20 protein-coding genes are annotated in these 17,634 nt (G+C 64.5%); 13 read left to right on the forward strand and 7 right to left on the reverse strand.

All coding sequences use genetic code 11. The annotated features are described in order from the left end of the window. The first annotated feature begins 61 nt into the window (after positions 1–61). Together FXB38_RS15645 and FXB38_RS15650 are read left to right on the forward strand one after the other, a co-directional pair. Entirely contained in the window at positions 62–271 is a 210-nt protein-coding gene (locus FXB38_RS15645; RefSeq protein ID WP_148751755.1) for a hypothetical protein, read from the forward strand. Between the two features lie 169 nt (positions 272–440). Continuing rightward, a complete protein-coding gene (locus FXB38_RS15650) occupies positions 441–1,583 on the forward strand; it encodes a DUF3095 domain-containing protein (protein ID WP_148751756.1) in 1,143 nt (380 codons plus the stop codon). A 133-nt stretch (positions 1,584–1,716) separates the two neighbouring features. On the opposite strand, the gene FXB38_RS15655 is transcribed toward FXB38_RS15650, so the two are convergent. Together FXB38_RS15655 and FXB38_RS15660 are read right to left on the reverse strand one after the other, a co-directional pair. After that, entirely contained in the window at positions 1,717–2,157 is a 441-nt protein-coding gene (locus FXB38_RS15655; RefSeq protein ID WP_148751757.1) for a DUF2147 domain-containing protein, read from the reverse strand. A 99-nt stretch (positions 2,158–2,256) separates the two neighbouring features. Then, positions 2,257–2,784 carry a GNAT family N-acetyltransferase gene (locus tag FXB38_RS15660; RefSeq protein ID WP_148751758.1) on the reverse strand — a complete coding sequence of 176 codons (528 nt, stop codon included), beginning with the start codon at positions 2,782–2,784 and terminating at the stop codon, positions 2,257–2,259. Positions 2,785–2,994: 210 nt separating this feature from the next. Between FXB38_RS15660 and FXB38_RS15665 the strand changes: the two genes are divergently transcribed. The 9 genes from FXB38_RS15665 to FXB38_RS15705 all read left to right on the forward strand — a co-directional run bounded on the left by FXB38_RS15665 (position 2,995) and on the right by FXB38_RS15705 (position 9,837). Next, positions 2,995–3,591: a superoxide dismutase gene (locus tag FXB38_RS15665; protein WP_063985730.1), complete on the forward strand. Its 597-nt coding sequence runs from the start codon at positions 2,995–2,997 to the stop codon at positions 3,589–3,591. A 193-nt stretch (positions 3,592–3,784) separates the two neighbouring features. After that, complete coding sequence (locus tag FXB38_RS15670; protein WP_148751759.1) at positions 3,785–4,033, forward strand: hypothetical protein; 249 nt, start codon at positions 3,785–3,787, stop codon at positions 4,031–4,033. Between the two features lie 2 nt (positions 4,034–4,035). Next, positions 4,036–4,791: a metal ABC transporter ATP-binding protein gene (locus FXB38_RS15675; RefSeq protein ID WP_187434898.1), complete on the forward strand. Its 756-nt coding sequence runs from the start codon at positions 4,036–4,038 to the stop codon at positions 4,789–4,791. 6 nt (positions 4,792–4,797) lie between these two features. After that, a complete protein-coding gene (locus FXB38_RS15680) occupies positions 4,798–5,667 on the forward strand; it encodes a metal ABC transporter permease (protein WP_148751761.1) in 870 nt (289 codons plus the stop codon). A 2-nt stretch (positions 5,668–5,669) separates the two neighbouring features. Beyond that, positions 5,670–6,533 (forward strand): metal ABC transporter solute-binding protein, Zn/Mn family, encoded by an 864-nt coding sequence (locus FXB38_RS15685; RefSeq protein ID WP_187434899.1) that lies wholly within the window; start codon positions 5,670–5,672, stop codon positions 6,531–6,533. A 54-nt stretch (positions 6,534–6,587) separates the two neighbouring features. Further along, complete coding sequence (locus FXB38_RS15690) at positions 6,588–7,631, forward strand: CobW family GTP-binding protein (protein WP_148751763.1); 1,044 nt, start codon at positions 6,588–6,590, stop codon at positions 7,629–7,631. Further along, a complete protein-coding gene (locus FXB38_RS15695) occupies positions 7,631–8,650 on the forward strand; it encodes a WD40 repeat domain-containing protein (protein ID WP_187434900.1) in 1,020 nt (339 codons plus the stop codon). The genes FXB38_RS15690 and FXB38_RS15695 overlap by 1 nt, the downstream gene beginning before the upstream one ends. Before the next feature lie 30 nt (positions 8,651–8,680). Beyond that, the gene (locus FXB38_RS15700; protein WP_148751765.1) at positions 8,681–9,397 is read left to right on the forward strand and encodes an MgtC/SapB family protein; all 717 of its coding nucleotides are present in this window, start codon (positions 8,681–8,683) and stop codon (positions 9,395–9,397) included. A gap of 101 nt (positions 9,398–9,498) precedes the next feature. Next, on the forward strand, positions 9,499–9,837 hold the full coding sequence (locus FXB38_RS15705) for a hypothetical protein (RefSeq protein WP_187434901.1): 339 nt from the start codon (positions 9,499–9,501) through the stop codon (positions 9,835–9,837). 116 nt (positions 9,838–9,953) lie between these two features. Here the strand turns inward: FXB38_RS15705 and FXB38_RS15710 are convergent, their stop codons facing one another. The 5 genes from FXB38_RS15710 to FXB38_RS15735 all read right to left on the reverse strand — a co-directional run bounded on the left by FXB38_RS15710 (position 9,954) and on the right by FXB38_RS15735 (position 14,761). Next, positions 9,954–11,396 (reverse strand): homospermidine synthase, encoded by a 1,443-nt coding sequence (locus FXB38_RS15710; protein ID WP_148751767.1) that lies wholly within the window; start codon positions 11,394–11,396, stop codon positions 9,954–9,956. 48 nt (positions 11,397–11,444) lie between these two features. Beyond that, positions 11,445–11,834, reverse strand: coding sequence for a RidA family protein (locus FXB38_RS15715; protein ID WP_148751768.1), 390 nt, complete (start codon positions 11,832–11,834; stop codon positions 11,445–11,447). Positions 11,835–11,977: 143 nt separating this feature from the next. Then, positions 11,978–12,565: a GNAT family N-acetyltransferase gene (locus FXB38_RS15720; protein ID WP_148751769.1), complete on the reverse strand. Its 588-nt coding sequence runs from the start codon at positions 12,563–12,565 to the stop codon at positions 11,978–11,980. A 133-nt stretch (positions 12,566–12,698) separates the two neighbouring features. Beyond that, entirely contained in the window at positions 12,699–13,841 is a 1,143-nt protein-coding gene (locus tag FXB38_RS15725; protein ID WP_148751770.1) for a type III PLP-dependent enzyme, read from the reverse strand. A 665-nt stretch (positions 13,842–14,506) separates the two neighbouring features. Continuing rightward, positions 14,507–14,761 carry a hypothetical protein gene (locus FXB38_RS15735; RefSeq protein ID WP_148751771.1) on the reverse strand — a complete coding sequence of 85 codons (255 nt, stop codon included), beginning with the start codon at positions 14,759–14,761 and terminating at the stop codon, positions 14,507–14,509. Between the two features lie 135 nt (positions 14,762–14,896). On the opposite strand from FXB38_RS15735, the gene FXB38_RS15740 reads away from it, so the two are divergent. Together FXB38_RS15740 and FXB38_RS15745 are read left to right on the forward strand one after the other, a co-directional pair. Next, positions 14,897–16,978: a M3 family metallopeptidase gene (locus FXB38_RS15740; protein WP_148751772.1), complete on the forward strand. Its 2,082-nt coding sequence runs from the start codon at positions 14,897–14,899 to the stop codon at positions 16,976–16,978. Next, entirely contained in the window at positions 16,978–17,625 is a 648-nt protein-coding gene (locus tag FXB38_RS15745) for a DUF1007 family protein (protein ID WP_148751773.1), read from the forward strand. The genes FXB38_RS15740 and FXB38_RS15745 overlap by 1 nt, the downstream gene beginning before the upstream one ends. The last annotated feature ends 9 nt before the right edge of the window (positions 17,626–17,634 follow it).

Below are 17,634 nucleotides of genomic sequence, written 5' to 3' on the forward strand. Positions count from 1 at the left end.
AGATACGCCGCAATCGATTGGGTTACGTCAATCGATCTGCCCTAATCGAGAGGAGCAGTCCATGGTCGCGTCAAACATGACCGCTTCAAATCTAGGCCGGATCGAACAGTCCCGCGCGAAGCCGGAGGACGTTCACTGCCCCCCGATGACGCATCAGAATTCCGGCGACCACGGCCACGAAATGCATCCGCAGCAATTTGTGCGGCTGGTTGGCTGTCACAACGCCCCCGCGGATGTATCGCGCAAGCATGCGGACGAGAAACTGCATTAGCTTGCGTCCCGGCAGATTGCCTGCGAACAGTGCTCGGGTGGCAGGCGCCGCATCTTGTTGTCATCCCCGTTTCAGCCAATGATGCGCCGTTGTTCGGGCGAGCCGGCAGGCGAACCCGGATCGATCCCGCCCCGTATCTGTTCTCGTGCAAACCTGACCAGCTCCTGCGATGACAGCCGCATCCTTTTATGGCGCCATACCCGTCTTCCGCGGCTTCACCAGCCTGATGGAGCCCAAGCTCTATTCCCCGCTGCCGGAGGACTGGAGCGTCGGCGTCGCCGACATCGTCGATTCCACCAAGGCGATCGCGGCGCAGCGCTACAAGGCGGTCAACATGGCTGGCGCCGCCGTGATCGCTGCGGTGACGAATGCGCTGGAGGGACGCGAATTTCCTTTCGTGTTCGGCGGCGACGGCGCCAGTTTTGCGGTCGCGCCGGCCGATCTCGATGCTGCACGCGAAGCTTTGGCTGCAACGGCGACCTGGGTGCGGGAAGACCTCGATCTCAAAATGCGCGTCGCGCTCGTGCCGGTGAGCGCCATCCGCGCGACAGGTCTTGACGTGCGCGTGGCGCGCTTCGGTCCGTCGGCCAATCTGTCCTATGCGATGTTCTCCGGCGGAGGGCTCGCCTGGGCCGACGCCGCGATGAAGCGCGGCGAGTTCGCCGTCGCTGAGGCGCCCTCAGGCACGCAACCCGATCTCTCCGGCCTGTCCTGCCGCTTCGAGGTGATTCCGGCCTCGCGCGGGCTGATCCTGTCGGTGCTGGTGATGCCGGCAGGCGGCGCCGATCCGCAGGCCTTCCGCGAGGTGATCGAGGACATCATCCATCTCGTCGAGCGCAGTCCGGATTCCGGCCGTCCCGTGCCACCGCAGGGGCCGCCGCTGAAATGGCCGCCGCAGGGCCTGGACTACGAGGCGCGGGCGATCCGTGGCGGGTCGTTGCTCAAGCGCCGCGCCGGTCTGCTCGCCTATACGTTTTTCGTCTATGTCCTGATGCGCTTCGACATCAAGGCCGGCGGCTTCCTGCCGAAGGTCTACAAGCGCCAGGCCGTCGAGAATTCCGACTTCCGAAAATATGACGACGGTCTGCGTATGATCCTCGACTGCACGCCGGAGCTCGAGTGCGCCTTGAGCGATCGTCTTGCGACCGCTGCGCGCGATGGCGTCGTGCGCTACGGGCTTTATCAGCAGGATGCCGCGATGATGACCTGCTTCACGCCCTCGGCGCTGCGCAGCGACCACGTGCACTTCATCGACGGCGCGCGCGGCGGCTACGCCTCTGCGGCGACGGCGCTCAAGGCGATGGTGGCCTGAAATCACTCTCTTGCCCCGGACGCAGCGCAGCACGTAGTGATGCGATGCAGAGCCGGGGCCCATCTTGGTGTGGGTCCCGGCTCTGCGAGGCAGCGCTTCGCGCTGCATCGCGTCCGGGACACGAGGGAGCGGATCAGCGTCCCGCCCGCGTCCAGGTCTCGCCGCCGCAGAGCGCGCCGACGCAGCCTTCGACGCGCAGCGTCGCTGTGCCCGACACCGAGACGCTGCTCGCATAGGTGCTGCCGTCATCGGCATTGTAGATCTGGCCCGACCATTTGTTCGGCCCTGCGGGCTGCATGCCGGAGAACAGCGGCAGGCCGATCATCGGGCGCCTGGCGAGCGCGGGATTGGGATTCTTGCTGTCGGTTGCGGGCTGCCCGGTCGCAGTGTCGGTGGGCTCGCGCAGCCAGACGATGACACCGCAGATGCCGCCGCCGCATTTGCTGATCTTCACGCGGGCATCGCCAGCCTGGGTGAGCCAGGTCCCGCTCGCGTCAGCACTTTGCGTATGCGCGGCCGTCGCGCCGGACAGCGCAGCCAGGAGGACGGAGAGGATGGCGAATCTGCGGGACATTGAGGGGCCTCGGAATGGAGGCGTCTCCATAGCAGCAAATCAGAATCGTGCAACGCCTGATGGAATCACATTGCTGGCTCATTTGCCCCAGCGAATGTTTCACCACGGCAGGCCGCAGAGGTCGATGGTGCCGAGCGTCGGCGCACGGACGATGTCGAACACGTAGGGCGCCATATGCGTGAAGTGGACGCGGCCCTCCGGTTGCTCGCAATAGATGTCGCCGGTGAAGGCGCGCCATTTGCGGGCCTCGTAGAACGCGACATTATGCGGTTCGCAGAACAGGATCGCGAAGCGAACCGCCTCGTTGGCGCGCATGGTGTGCACCGCCGCGTCGATCGCCATGGTCGCATAGCCGCGGTTGCGGCGATCCTCGCGCGTGCAGACGCCGCCGATGCCGCCGACGTGCGCTTTCTGTCCATTCCAGCTGATGGTGCGGAAATAGATGCCGACGTGGCAGACCAAGCCATCCTCGGGCGTCTCGATCAGCACGCGCAGATCGGCATGGGCCCATTTGACGTGGCTCCAGGACGGCTGCTCGGCGGCGTCGCGTCCCCAGACTGCGCTGAGCAGCGGTTGCGCGATCGGCCACGCGGCGTCGCCGTTCAAAATGTCGATCTCGATGCTCATGGCTTTCGCAGCTCTGCTCCGTGACGCATTCGTTCTGCCATAAGCACTTCAAAGGCAATGATATTTTTCGAGGACATGAAAGTTGTGCAATCGGGCCATGCCGTCGCAATCGCGCCTTTTCGCAAATTGACGGTATTTAACGGCGCAGGAACCTTCTATAAGGGGTGACCGTTAGAGAACACGTTCCCCACCAGTTGCGGACAAGAACCCATGACATTCACGCTGCCCCCCCTCCCTTACGCCTATGACGCCCTCGGCCAGTTCATGTCGAAGGAGACGCTGGAATTCCACCACGACAAGCATCATCAGGCCTACGTCACCAACGGCAACAACGCGCTCAAGGGCACCGAATGGGAAGGCAAGTCCCTTGAAGAAATCGTCAAGGGCTCGTTCGGCAAGAACCCCGCGGTGTTCAACAACGCCGGCCAGCACTACAACCATATCCACTTCTGGAGCTGGATGAAGCCCAATGGCGGCGGCACCAAGCTGCCGGGCAAGCTCGAGAAGAAGATCAACGAGGACCTCGGCGGCTTCGAGAAGTTCAAGACGGACTTCCAGGCGGCCGGCGTCGGCCAGTTCGGCTCCGGCTGGGCCTGGCTCCAGGTCAAGAACGGCAAGCTCGAGATCGCCAAGACCCCGAACGGCGAGAATCCGCTGGTGCACGGCGCGACCCCGATCCTCGGCGTCGACGTCTGGGAGCACTCCTACTACATCGATTATCGCAACCGCCGTCCCGACTATCTCAAGGCATTTGTCGAGAACCTCGTGAACTGGGAATACGTCGAGTCCCTGTTCGACAAGGCCTGAGGCTTTACTCCGCCATTCCAGGATGCTGCGTTAGCACCAGACTTGGAATCTCGAGATTCCGGGTTCGGCTTCGCCGCCCCGGAATGACGGAAACAACAGAGGCGGTCGCTCACGCGGCCGCCTCTTTGCTGTGTGGAATCGCCCTGCGTGACGGCCGTGGACAAGCGTAATGTTATAATATAACGTTCTTGGCATGGTTCCCGCCGCGTCCCACGCCCATCATCCCGCCCATGCTCATGGCCACTCCCATGGCCATTCTCATGACCACGGGCAATCGCACGGACACGACCACACCCATGCCCATGTCCACGACGCGGCCTCTCCGCACCCAGCCCAGGACGCGCCCTGGTCGATCCTGCGCATGACCGTGGCCGGCCGCCTCGCAGCCGCCGTCGCCGTCTGCGCCGTGCTCTGGGGTGTGGTCTGGCTCGCGATGAGGTGACCATGGCAGCGCTTCACTTTCACAACGTCACGCTCGGCTATGACCGCCATCCGGCCGTGCACCATCTCAACGGCGAGGTCGCCTCCGGCGCGCTGGTCGCCGTGATCGGCCCGAACGGCGCCGGCAAATCGACGCTGCTGCGCGGCATCGTCGGCATCCTCAAGCCACTCGACGGCAGTATCCATCTCGGCGGGCTCGATGCCAGGGACATCGCCTATCTGCCGCAGAGCGCCGAGATCGACCGCACCTTCCCGATTTCGGTGTTCGATTTCGTCGCGACCGGGCTGTGGCGCGCCACCGGCTTGTTCGGCGGCATTGGTAAGCCGGCGCGTGAAAAGATCCTAGATACGATCGCTTCCGTTGGCCTCAACGGTTTTGAGAACCGTCCGATCGGCACGCTCTCGGGCGGCCAGATGCAGCGCGTGCTGTTCGCGCGCGTGCTCCTCCAGGATGCACGCCTGATCGTGCTCGACGAGCCTTTCAACGCCATCGACAGCAAGACCACGGCCGACCTGCTCGCGCTCGTGAAGCACTGGCACGGCGAAGGCCGCACCGTGCTGGCCGCGCTGCATGACATGGAGATGGTGCGCACCCATTTCCGTGACACGCTGGTGCTGGCCCGCGGCCCGGTGGCGTGGGGCCCGACAGCGGAGGTGCTCACGCCCGAAAACCTGCTGGTCGCGATGCGGATGTGCGAAGCCTTCGACGACAGTGCGGCGGCCTGCGCGGCCGACGATGCTCGCTCGCGGGCGGCGTGATCCCAGATGGTCTATGACGCGCTGATCGGTCCGTTCACCGAATTCGAGTTCATGCGGCGAGCGCTTGCCGCGGTGATCGCGCTGTCGCTGGCGGGCGCGCCGATCGGCGTGTTCCTGATGCTGCGGCGGATGAGCCTCGTCGGCGACGCCATGGCGCACGCAATCCTGCCGGGCGCCGCCGTCGGCTTCCTGCTCTCCGGCCTCAACCTTTTCGCGATGACCGCTGGTGGCCTGATCGCCGGCTTTGCCGTGGCAATCCTCGCCGGCGTGGTCGCGCGCTCGACCGGATTGAAGGAGGATGCCTCGCTTGCAACCTTCTATCTGGCCTCGCTGGCGCTCGGCGTCACCATCGTGTCGATCAAGGGCACCAATATCGACCTGCTGCACGTGCTGTTCGGCAACATCCTCGCGATGGACGATCAGACGCTGCTGGTGGTCGCCTTCAACGCCACGGTCACGCTGCTGGTGCTGGCGGTGATCTACCGCCCCCTGGTGATCGAGAGCGTCGATCCACTGTTCCTGCGCACCGTCAGCCGCGCCGGCGGCCCCGCGCATCTCGCCTTCCTCGCGCTCGTCGTCATCAACCTCGTCAACGGCTTTCAGGCGCTCGGCACCTTGCTGGCGGTGGGCCTGATGATCCTGCCGGCGGGCATCGCGCGGTTCTGGTCGCGCGATCTCACGGTGATGATCTGCATCGCGGTCGTCGCTGCCGCCGTCTCGGGCTATGCCGGGCTCGTGCTGTCGTTCCAGACCCGCGTGCCGTCGGGCCCTGCAATCATTCTGGTGGCGACGGTGTTCTACATCGTCTCCGTGCTGTTCGGCCGCGTCGGCGGCATCGTCCGGCAGCTGTTTCCCGGCCGGCATCTGGAAGCATGACGATGCGGCGCCTCCTGCTTTGCGTGCTTCTGCTGATCGCCTCGCCGTCACACGCCGCGGAGCGGCTCAACGTCGTCGCCAGTTTCTCGATCCTCGGGGATTTCGTCCGCGCCATCGGCGGTGACCGCATCAACATCACGACGCTGGTCGGCCCCGACAGCGACGTCCATGTCTACACGCCGGCCCCATCCGATGCGAAGCGGATCGCGGACGCAAAACTCGTCATCGTCAACGGGCTCGGCCTCGAGGGATGGCTGCCGCGCCTCGTGCAGTCCTCCGGCGCCAAGGCACAGGTGGTGACCGCGAGCGCCGGCATCGCGCCTTTGAAGCTCGGCTCGGCCGCCGATCCGCACGCCTGGCAGTCAGTCCCCAATGCCAAAGTCTACGTGGCCGACATCACCAACGCGCTGGCCGCCGCCGACCCGGATGATGCCGATCTCTTCCGGACCCAGGCAAAAGCCTATCTTGAAAAGCTTGACGCTCTCGACCGCGAGATCCGCGAGGCCGTCGCCAAAATCCCGCCGGATCGGCGCAAGGTGATCTCGACCCACGACGCCTTCGGCTACTTCGCCGCCGAATACGGCGTCCAGTTCATAGCGCCCTTAGGGGTCTCCACCGAAACCGAGCCCAGCGCTCGGGATATCGCGGCCATCATCGGCCAGATCAAGGCCCAGAAAATCCCGGCGGTGTTCCTGGAAAATATCAGCGACGACCGGCTGATCCGGCGGATTGCGGCCGAGACCGGCGCAAAGGTCGGCGGGACCCTGATTTCGGACGGTTTGACCGGCGAAAAGGGGCCTGCACCCACTTACATTGACATGGTCAGGCACAATATAAAGGCGCTGACCAGCGCGCTTGACCACTAGGGCAGGGGGCCACCCCGCCTCGCGTCGCGCGGAAAGCCCGAAGTCGGAGTTGTTATGTCTGAAGCGACCGTCTCCAAAATTCCCGTGACCGTCCTGACCGGCTATCTCGGCGCCGGCAAGACCACGCTGCTGAACCGCATCCTGTCGGAAAACCACGGCAAGAAATACGCCGTCATCGTCAATGAATTCGGCGAGATCGGTATCGACAATGACCTCATCATCGGCGCCGATGAGGAAGTGTTCGAGATGAACAATGGCTGCATCTGCTGCACCGTGCGCGGCGACCTCGTCCGCATCATGGATGGCTTGATGAAGCGCAAGGGCAAGTTCGACGCCATCATCGTCGAGACCACCGGCCTTGCCGATCCGGCGCCGGTCGCCCAGACCTTCTTTGTCGACGAGGACGTGCAGAAGAACGCCCGCCTCGACGCGGTCGTCACGGTCGCCGACGCCAAATGGCTGTCCGATCGTCTGAAGGACGCGCCCGAGGCCAAGAACCAGATCGCCTTCGCGGACGTCATCGTGCTGAACAAGACCGATCTCGTCAGCAAGCCCGAGCTCGCCGAGGTCGAGGCCCGCATCCGTGCCATCAACCCCTATGCGAAGCTCCATCGCACCGAGCGCTGCTCGGTGGCCCTGGCCGATGTGCTCGATCGCGGCGCGTTCGATCTCGACCGCATCCTCGACATCGAGCCGGACTTTTTGCAGGCCGACGATCATGACCACGACCATGATCATCACGGCCACGATCATCATCACGACCATGATCACGGCCACGGCCTGAAGCATTACCACGACGAGGACATGCAGTCGCTGTCGCTCAAGACCGACAAGCCGCTCGATCCGAACGTGTTCATGCCCTGGCTCCAGAATCTGGTGCAGGTCGAGGGCGGCAAGATCCTGCGCTCCAAGGGCATCCTCGCCTTTCACGACGACGACGATCGCTACGTCTTCCAGGGCGTCCACATGATGCTGGAGGGCAACCACCAGCGGAAATGGAAGGACGGCGAGCAGCGCGAGAGTCGCCTCGTCTTCATCGGCCGCGAATTGCCCGAAGAGCTCATTCGCTCGGGCTTCGAGAGCTGCATCGTCTCGTGATGAAAGAGTTTACGCCGGCCCCCGATTCTGCCTCGATCGTCTCCGTCACCGATCGCGTCAAGCCTGTTACGCTCGGCATGGGCGTGACCTCGGTGCATTTCCTTGGCCCCCGCGCTGCCTTCGTCGGCGGCGAGGAGAATGTCGCGTTCGTCGACGCCAAGGGCGAGATCACCACCGTCGCCGTGCACAGCGGCGGCATCCTCTCGACCGCCTCCGACGGCAAGCGCCTCGTGATGGGCGGCGACGACGGCAAGGTCGTTGCGCTCGACGCCAAGGGCGAGGTGACGCTGCTTGCCACCGATCCGAAGCGGCGCTGGATCGATGCGGTGGCGCTGCATCCGGATGGCGCCTTCGCCTGGTCCGCCGGCAAGACCGCGACCGTCAAGAGCGGCAGGGCCGAGGAAAAATCGCTCGAGGTGCCCTCGACCGTCGGTGGCCTCGCGTTCGCGCCGAAGGGCCTGCGGCTCGCGATCGCCCATTACAACGGCGCCACGCTGTGGTTTCCGAACATGGAGGGATCAGCCGAATTCCTGCCCTGGGCCGGCTCGCATCTCGGCGTCACCTTCAGCCCGGACAACAAGTTCCTGGTCACCACAATGCATGAGGCGGCGCTGCACGGCTGGCGGCTCGCCGATAACAGGCACATGCGCATGACCGGCTATCCCGGCCGCGTCCGCTCGATGTCCTGGAGCGCAGGCGGCAAGGCGCTAGCGACCTCGGGCGCCGACACCGTGATCCTGTGGCCGTTCGCCAGCAAGGACGGACCGATGGGCAAGGAGCCCGCGATGCTGGCGCCGCTGCAGGCCCGCGTCGCGGTGGTGGCCTGCCACCCCAAGAACGACATCTTCGCCGCCGGCTACAGCGACGGCACCGTGCTGATGGTGCGGATGGAGGACGGCGCGGAGATCCTGGTCCGCCGCAACGGTACGCCGCCGGTGGCCGGGCTCGCCTGGAACGCCAAGGGCACGCTGCTCGCCTTCGCCGACGAAAACGGGGACGGCGGACTGCTCGAGCTTTGATCTGTCATCGTTCCGGCCGTATAGGGAATCATGCGGTTCCTGACGACCTTCCAGATCGCTGATTTCGCCGACACGTTGGTCAGCCTGTTCACGGCCTTCGTGCTGGGCACGCTGATCGGCGCCGAGCGGCAATATCGGCAGCGCACCGCCGGCCTGCGCACCAATGTGCTGGTCGCGGTCGGCGCTGCCGCCTTCGTCGATCTCGCCATGCATTTGACCGGCGCGGACGGTGCGGTGCGGGTGATCTCCTATGTCGTCTCCGGCATCGGATTCCTCGGCGCCGGCGTCATCATGAAGCAGGGCATGGACGTGCGCGGGCTCAACACCGCGGCGACGCTGTGGGCCTCTGCCGCCGTCGGCTCCTGCGCCGGGGCCGACATGGTCGCGCAGGCCGCAGCGCTCACCGTGTTCGTCATTGCCGGCAACACGATGCTGCGCCCGCTGGTCAACGCCATCAACCGCATCCCGCTGAATGAGAAGACCTCGGAGGCGACCTATTACTTCAAGCTCGCGGTCGCGACGGATGCGTTGCCCGACATGCGCGACCGCGTCGTCGACAAGCTCGAGGCGGCGAAATATCAGGTGGCCGACATCGAAGTCGTCGAGATCGGCGACGATATCCTGGAGATCGTCGCAAAGCTGGTTGCGACCGCGGTCGATCCGAACGAGCTCAACGCGGTGGCGACCGATCTCCAGCATTTGCCCGGCGTGCGCCACGCGACCTGGGAAGTCAGCACCTCGGATTGAGCGCGGCGTTTTGGCGCGCAAACCTCCGGTTCCGCCCGGCCCCGGCTTGGAACTGCGGCTTGGCAAATTCGTTGATCCCACAGACAAAAGCGGTGATCGATATGCCCGGCAGGAACGACAAGCGCCGACTTCGACGAGACCTTTTGATCGCTTGCTCGCTATTTGCTGCAGGCGTCGTGATCTCGGGCCTGTCACTCGCGCAGATCCGGGACGAGAGCCGGATGCAGACGGCGCAGGCGACGGGGCCGCTTCAGGGCACGCCGTCCGAGGATCAGAGCAAGACGCCTGCGGAATCAAAGCCCGGCGGCGATCGCCCCACCACGCCGGCGCCCGAGCCCGCGCGCCCCGATCCACAGACGCAGGGCGCTGCGGGCGCGGCGAAACCAGCATTGCCGCCGGCACCTGCCGAGAAGATCGCGCCGCCGATCAAGGAGAAGTAGGTTCTTCGTCATTCGGGGGCGCGGAATCCATTGATCCGCACGTACCGCCGCCCGATGGATTCCGGGCTCGCGCTAAGTGGCGCGCCCCGGAATGACCGGCGGAGAGAGCTCGCCCCTTACCGCACCAGAATATTCCGGAACTGCCAGGGATCGCTCGTGTCGATATCCTCCGGAAACAGTCCCGGACGATCCGTCAGCGGCGTCCAGTCGGTGTAGAAACCCTTCACCGGGCCGAGATAGGGCAGCTGGATTTCCAGCAGGCGGTCGAAATCCATCTCATCGGCTTCGACGATGCCTTCCTTCGGGTTCTCTAGCGCCCACACCATGCCGCCGAGCACGGCGGAGGTCACTTGCAGGCCGGTGGCGTTCTGATAGGGCGCGAGCTTGCGGGTCTCCTCGATCGAGAGCTGCGAGCCGTACCAATAGGCGTTGTTGTCGTGACCGAACAGCAACACGCCGAGCTCGTCGATGCCGTCGACGATCTCGTTCTCGTCGAGGATGTGGTGCTTCTCCTGCATCTTCGCTGCGCGGCCGAACATTTCATGCAGCGACAGCACGGCATCGTCGGCCGGATGATAGGCATAGTGGCAGGTCGGCCGATAGACTGCCGTGCCTGATGCGTCACGCACGGTGAAGTAATCGGCGATCGAGATCGACTCGTTGTGGGTGACGAGGAAGCCATACTGGGCACCGCGGGTCGGGCACCAGGTGCGCACGCGCGTGTTGGCGCCGGGCTGCATCAGATAGATGGCGGCGCCGCAGCCGGCTTCGTGGGTCCGCGCATTCTCGGGCATCCATTTTTCATGGGTGCCCCAGCCGAGCTCGGACGGCTGCACGCCTTCCGACAGGAAACCTTCCACCGACCAGGTGTTGACGAAAACGTCCGGCTCTTTCGGCGACTTGGAGCGCTGGGTGTCGCGTTCGGCGATGTGGATGCCCTTGATGCCGGCCTGCCGCATCAGATCCGCCCATTCGGCCTTGGTCTTCGGCTTGGGGGCGTTGAGCTTCAGATCCGCGGCGACGTTGAGCAGCGCCTGCTTGACGAAAAAGGAGACCATGCCGGGATTGGCACCGCAACAGGAGACGGCCGTCGTCGAGCCCGCCGGGCGCGCCTTCTTGGCGGCCAGCGTCGCTTCGCGCAGTGCGTAGTTGGAGCGCGCTTCCGGGCCCTTCGAGGAATCGAAATAGAAGCCGAGCCAGGGTTCGTTGACGGTGTCGATATAAAGAGCGCCGAGCTCGTTGCAGAGCTCCATGATATCGGTCGAGCCGGTGTCGACCGAGAGGTTGACGCAAAAGCCCTGGCCGCCGCCTTCGGTGAGCAGCGGGGTCAGCAACTCGCGATAGTTGTCCTTGGTCACGCCCTTCTGGATGAAGCGTACATTGTGCTTCTCGCAATGCGCCCTGCGGCCCTCGTCCTTGGGATCGATCACGGTGACGCGCGACTTGTCGTAATCCAGATGCCGCTCGATCATCGGCAGTGTGCCTTTGCCGATGGAGCCGAAGCCGACCATGACGATGGGACCTGTGATCTTCGCGTAGATCTGCGAGGGGTGGCTCATGGGATGGGTTCTCCGGAACGTGCTGGCGGACAAAGGGTGAGGGGTGGCTCAGGCGCTGCGGCGCTTGGCGGTGACTTCGATCTCGACCTTCATCTCGGGCTTGTAGAGCGCGGAGACGACGAGAAGCGTGGCGGCCGGGCGGATTTCGCCGAGGACTTCGCCGCAGACCGCGAAGTGGGCGTCGGCGTCCTTGGCGTCGGTGAGGTAGTAGGTCACGCGGACCACGTCGGCCATCTCGAATCCGCCCTCCTTCAGGGCCGCCTCGATGGTCTTGAAGCAGTTGCGTGACTGGCTCGTGACATCGGCCGGCATGGTCATCGTGGTGTAGTCATAGCCGGTGGTCCCCGCGACGAAGGCGAACTCGCCGTCGATCACGGCGCGGCTGTAGCCAGCGGTCTTCTCGAAGGGGGAGCCGGTGGAAATCAGGCGACGGGACATGGTTCGGCCTCGGCTGAAAGGGTGTTTCGCGGGGTTAAAGGGCGTTTCCGGGGCCTGCGCAACCCCCAAGGAGCGGTGTCAAGTAGGCGTAGCCGGGCATCGCCGCTCAAAGCGGCTTCGGTCGTCGCCATCATGGCAGTCCCTTAAGCCGCGTGCGCTTCGAGGGGGCGAACCGCCCTCCGTTTGGGCAGGGCCGCGCCGGTCGGGACGATCATCCCGCAGGCGCCATCCAGCGCACCGGCCTGAAATTCGATCGCCAGCAGGCGGTCGCGCTCGAACGGGCCGGGCAGCGCCAGTGCGCCGGTCTTCTCCGCAGAGAAGCCGAAGCGGGCGTAGTAGGGCGCATCGCCGAGCAGGATCACGGCGGCATGCCCGCGCGCCCGAGCGGCAGCCAGCGCTTGTTGCATCAGCGCGGCGCCGATCCCGAGCTCGCAGCAGGCAGGGTCCACCGCTAGCGGTCCGAGGACCAGAGCGGGCCTGCCTCCGGCGCTGACGTGCCACAGCCGCACGGTTCCCACGAGTGTCCCCTCGTGCATCGCCGACAGCGCAAGGCCTGCGGCAGGTGCACGTCCGTCGCGCAGGCGCTGGCAGGTGCGGTCATGGCGGTTCTCGCCAAAGCAGGCATCGAGCAGCGCTTCACGCATCGTGAAGTCGACAGCACGCTCGCTGCGGATGGCGAACGGAGCGGCTTTCGAAGTGATGGCAATCTGTGGCTTCCGAAAAGCAGTCATGGCGCGTCAGTCCCCGCTTGAGCCGACGTGCACGCAGCACGCCGGTCCAAGGCGTCATCAGAATGGCAATGTCGGGAAGGGAGCCGGCGGACCGGCTCCCGGGTTCGTCAGGCCTCAGAAAGAGAGAGGCGGATCAGATGTGGTAGGTCTTCAGCGGCGGGATGCCGTTGAACGCCACCGCCGAGTAGGTCGACGTATAGGCCCCGGTGCCTTCGATCAGCAGCTTGTCGCCGATCTCGAGCGTCACCGGAAGCGGATACGGGTTCTTCTCGTACAGCACGTCGGCGCTGTCGCAAGTCGGGCCGGCGAGCACGCACGGGGTCATGTCCGCGCCGTCATGCGGGGTACGGATGGCATAGCGGATCGACTCGTCCATCGTCTCGGCGAGACCGCCGAACTTGCCGATGTCCAGATACACCCAGCGCACCTCGTCCTCGTCGCTCTTCTTCGAGATGAGCACGACCTCGGATTCGATGATGCCGGCGTTGCCCACCATGCCGCGGCCCGGCTCGATGATGGTTTCCGGAATCTGGTTGCCGAAGTGCTTGCGCAGCGCGCGGAAGATCGAGCGGCCGTAGGTCACGACCGGCGGCACGTCCTTCAGGTACTTGGTCGGGAAGCCGCCGCCCATGTTGACCATGGAGAGGTTGATGCCGCGCTCGGCGCAGTCGCGGAACACCTGCGAGGCCATCGCCAGAGCGCGGTCCCACGCCTTCACCTTGCGCTGCTGCGAGCCGACATGGAAGGAGATGCCGCACGGCTCCAGGCCCAGACGCTTGGCGACGTCGAGCACCTCGACGGCCATTTCCGGGTCGCAGCCGAACTTGCGCGACAGCGGCCATTCGGCGCCGGCGCAGTCATAGAGGATGCGGCAGAACACCTTCGCGCCGGGAGCGGCACGGGCGACTTTCTCGACCTCGGGGACGCAGTCCACGGCAAACAGCCGGATGCCGAGCGCGAAGGCGCGCGCGATATCACGTTCCTTCTTGATCGTGTTGCCGAAGGAGATGCGGTCGGGCGTAGCGCCAGCAGCCAGCGCCATCTCGATCTCGGCGACGGTCGCGGTGTCGAAGCACGAGCCCATCGATGCCAGCAGCGCCAGCACTTCCGGCGCCGGGTTCGCCTTGACGGCATAGAACACGCGGCTGTCGGGCAGCGCCTTGGCAAAGGTCTGGTAATTGTCGCGCACGACCTCGAGGTCGACGACGAGGCAAGGCTCGGTGTCCCGGCCCTCGCTGCGGCGGTTGCGCAGGAATTCCTGAATACGTTCGGTCATAGCACTCTCCCAAACGGCCCAGCGACGGGGATCCGTTCAAAAAATGTCGTCGGATAAGAGTGCTCCGGCCAGATCACGCGATGGAGGCGTGACGAGCCAAAGACTCACATCAGACTGTGCTGCCGTGGATTGGTTGGGAATTTTTCCCGCCCGCACACCTGGCAATGAAGGACAAGCCTTTTCAGTAGCCCGCGCCGGCGTTGGACTGCCGGTAGAGACCAAAAAAGCCCGATCCGTCGTTGCTTTAAGTCGCGTCCCCCGTTGAGAGCGGGGTGCGCCGGTTCGCCTCCGGCTGCCAGTCACGGTTGCAAAGGGCAAAGTCACCTTCGACAAGGCATCTCTTTGAGAGAGATGCTGGACGCTCCGGGTTTGCTTCCGTCATCTGACTTTAAAGGTCTTCCGACTTCTGCACTTCCGAAGAGCCCCTCGGCTTCTTCACCCCTTGGCGGCTGTCCGGCCTCTTGTCCGGATACCTACCGACTGACACACGACCACAGGCACGTGCGAAATTGGGCAAGAACGCACATAAGGGTTTTGAATCTCGATCGCAAGAATTTTTTTAGCCTAGCGACAAGATTACCTAACATCTGCTTGCGCTGTGATGCGCGAGCGACGCTGAAGATGAACAGGCGTTAAGTTTTTCCAGAGCAGCGCGTGTGCGCGCGTCAGCCGCGCTTCGTGAACGGCTCGACACGCTGAGCGGCGCGGATGAAGGCGGTCATCACCAGCACGCCGAGCGCAAACATCACGGCCTGAAGGATGTGCGCGCCCTGGTCGCCGAGCCCGAACAGAATTGCGAGTGCCCAGCCGCCGGCAAATGCCGCACCGAACACCTCGGCACCGATCAGGATGGCGGCGCTGACAACGGTGATGACGCTCGGCCAGACGATCTGACGGGAAGACGAGGAGGAGGCGTTCATGGGCTTTGGGGTCCGTAGCTTCGAGGGCCGCAATCTCCCCGAAAAGGCGGGCGGGAGCAAGGCCAAATGGCCCAAAAAAGCCCCATCGCGTGCTATAGCTGGATCCAACAAATCGGCTCAAAAAACGGACTTGTGATGTCAGACCCCCGCCAAACCACGGACACCGAGGCCAACCCGCTGCTGAAGGCCTGGGTGACGCCATTTGTGACCCCGCCCTTCGACGAGATCAAGCCGGAGCATTTCCTCCCCGCCTTCGAGCGGGCTTTTGCCGATCACTCCGCCGAGATCGCGGCGATCACCAACGATCCGGCCGCGGCCGACTTCGCCAACACCGTCACGGCGCTGGAGCGCTCCGGCAAGCTGCTCAACAAGGTTGCTTCCGTCTTCTACGACCTGGTCTCGGCGCATTCCAACCCGGCCATCCTGGAGATCGACAAGGAGGTTTCCTTGCGGATGGCGCGGCACTGGAATCCAATCATGATGAATGCCGTGCTGTTTGGCCGCATCGCCCAGCTGCACGAGAACCGCGCCAATCTCGGCCTCGACCCGGAGCAGCTCCGCCTGCTGGAGCGCACCTACACCCGCTTCCACCGCGCCGGCGCCGGCCTCTCCGACGAGGCCAAGACGCGCATGGCCGAGATCAACGAGAAGCTGGCCCAGCTCGCGACCGGCTTCAGCCATCATCTGCTCGGCGACGAGCAGGACTGGTTCATGGAGCTCGGTGAGGCCGACCGCCAGGGCCTGCCGGAGAGCTTCGTCGCCGCCGCCAAAGCTGCGGCAGAAGATCGCGGCATGGAAGGCAAGGCCATCGTGACGCTGTCGCGCTCCTCGACCGAGCCGTTCCTGAAGAGCTCGGCCCGGCGCGACCTGCGCGAGAAGGTCTACAAGGCCTTCACGGCGCGCGGCGACAACGGCAATTCCAACGACAACAACACGACCATCGGCGAGATCCTGAAGCTGCGCGAGGAGAGCGCCAAGCTGTTGGGCTACCCGACCTTCGCGGCCTACCGGCTCGAAGACTCCATGGCCAAGACGCCGGATGCGGTTCGCGGCCTGCTCGAACGGGTCTGGAAGCCGGCCCGGGCCCGGGCACTCGCCGACCGCGACGAGATGCAGGCGCTGATCACGGAGGAGGGCGGCAATTTCAAGCTCTCTCCCTGGGATTGGCGCTTCTACGCCGAGAAGCTCCGGCTCCAGCGCGCCAATTTCGACGACGCCGCGATCAAGCCTTATCTGACGCTCGACCATATGATCGCCGCCGCCTTCGACTGCGCCACGCGCCTGTTCGGCGTCACCTTTGCGGAGCGCAAGGACGTGCCGGTCTGGCACCCGGATGTCAGGGTCTGGGAGGTGAAGGGCCCCGACGGCAAGCACAAGGCGCTGTTCTACGGCGACTACTATGCCCGGCCGTCAAAACGCTCCGGCGCGTGGATGACCTCGCTGCGCGACCAGCAGAAGCTCGATGGCGAGATCGCGCCGCTCGTCATCAACGTCTGCAATTTTGCCAAGGGTACCGGAGCCGAGCCCTCGCTGCTGTCACCCGACGATGCCCGCACCCTGTTCCACGAGTTCGGCCACGGGCTGCATGGCATGCTCTCCAATGTGACGTATCCGTCACTGTCGGGCACCTCGGTGTTCACCGATTTCGTTGAGCTGCCCTCGCAGCTCTACGAGCACTGGCAGGAGCGGCCCGAGGTGCTGCAGCAATTCGCCCGCCACTACCAGACCGGCGAGCCGCTGCCGGACGACCTGCTCAGGCGCTTCCTTGCCGCGCGAAAATTCAACCAGGGTTTTGCCACCGTCGAGTTCGTCTCCTCGGCGCTGGTCGATCTCGAATTCCACTCCCAGCCGGCGGCAGCCGTGCAGGATGTCCGCGCCTTCGAGAGACGCGAGCTGGAGAAGATCGGCATGCCCGAGGAAATCGCGATGCGGCACCGGCCGACCCAGTTCGGCCATATCTTCTCCGGCGACCACTACGCGGCCGGCTATTACAGCTACATGTGGTCGGAGGTGATGGACGCCGACGCCTTCGGCGCCTTCGAGGAGGCCGGCAACATCTTCGATCCTGATGTGGCCAAGCGCCTGCACGACGACATCTATTCGAGCGGCGGATCGGTCGATCCGGAAGCCGCCTACGAGGCCTTCCGCGGCCGCCCGCCCGAGCCCGACGCGCTGCTCCGCCGTCGCGGCCTGCTCGACGCTCCGAAGGCGGCCTGATGGGCATGCGCGCCCTGCTAGGATGGTTCCTCTCCGCGGCAATGATGCTCGCGGCAAGTGCGGCAAGCGCGCATCCGCATGTTTCGGTAGCAGTGACGAGCGAGCTGCTTTATGCGCCGGACGGCGCCGTAACCGGCATCCGTCACGCCTGGACTTTCGACGACGCATTCTCGGCCAACGCTGTGCAGGGGCTTCGGGGGGAGGCTACGGGCGCCTACACCCGCGAGGAGCTGGCGCCGTTGGCGCAGACCGAAGTCGAGTCACTGAAGAATAACGCCTACTTCACCTTCTTGAGGGTAAAGGAGAGACTCCCGATTGCAGAGCCTGTCGATTACTTCTTTGACTACAAGGACGACCACCTGACTCTGCATTTTACGCTGCCGCTGAAAACGCCTGTGAAGGCGAAGTTTCTTCATCTGACTATTTTTGATCGTTCCTTTTTCATCGATTTTCGGTTGGCAAACGAGCATCCGCTCAAACTTGTCGGTGCGCCCGCCGGTTGTGAGGTATGGCTGCGGCGGTCAATGGGCAACGACCGGGACCGCAAGCTGGTGCAGGAAGCGAGCGAGGATACCTTCAAGGAGGGCGGTGCGAACGTCGCCGTCGGCCTGTTGTTCGGCGTTCCGATCGAGGTGGAGTGCCCATGATCCTGCCGG

This window comes from Bradyrhizobium cytisi, from assembly GCF_008123515.1.
GTDB lineage: Bacteria > Pseudomonadota > Alphaproteobacteria > Rhizobiales > Xanthobacteraceae > Bradyrhizobium > Bradyrhizobium cytisi.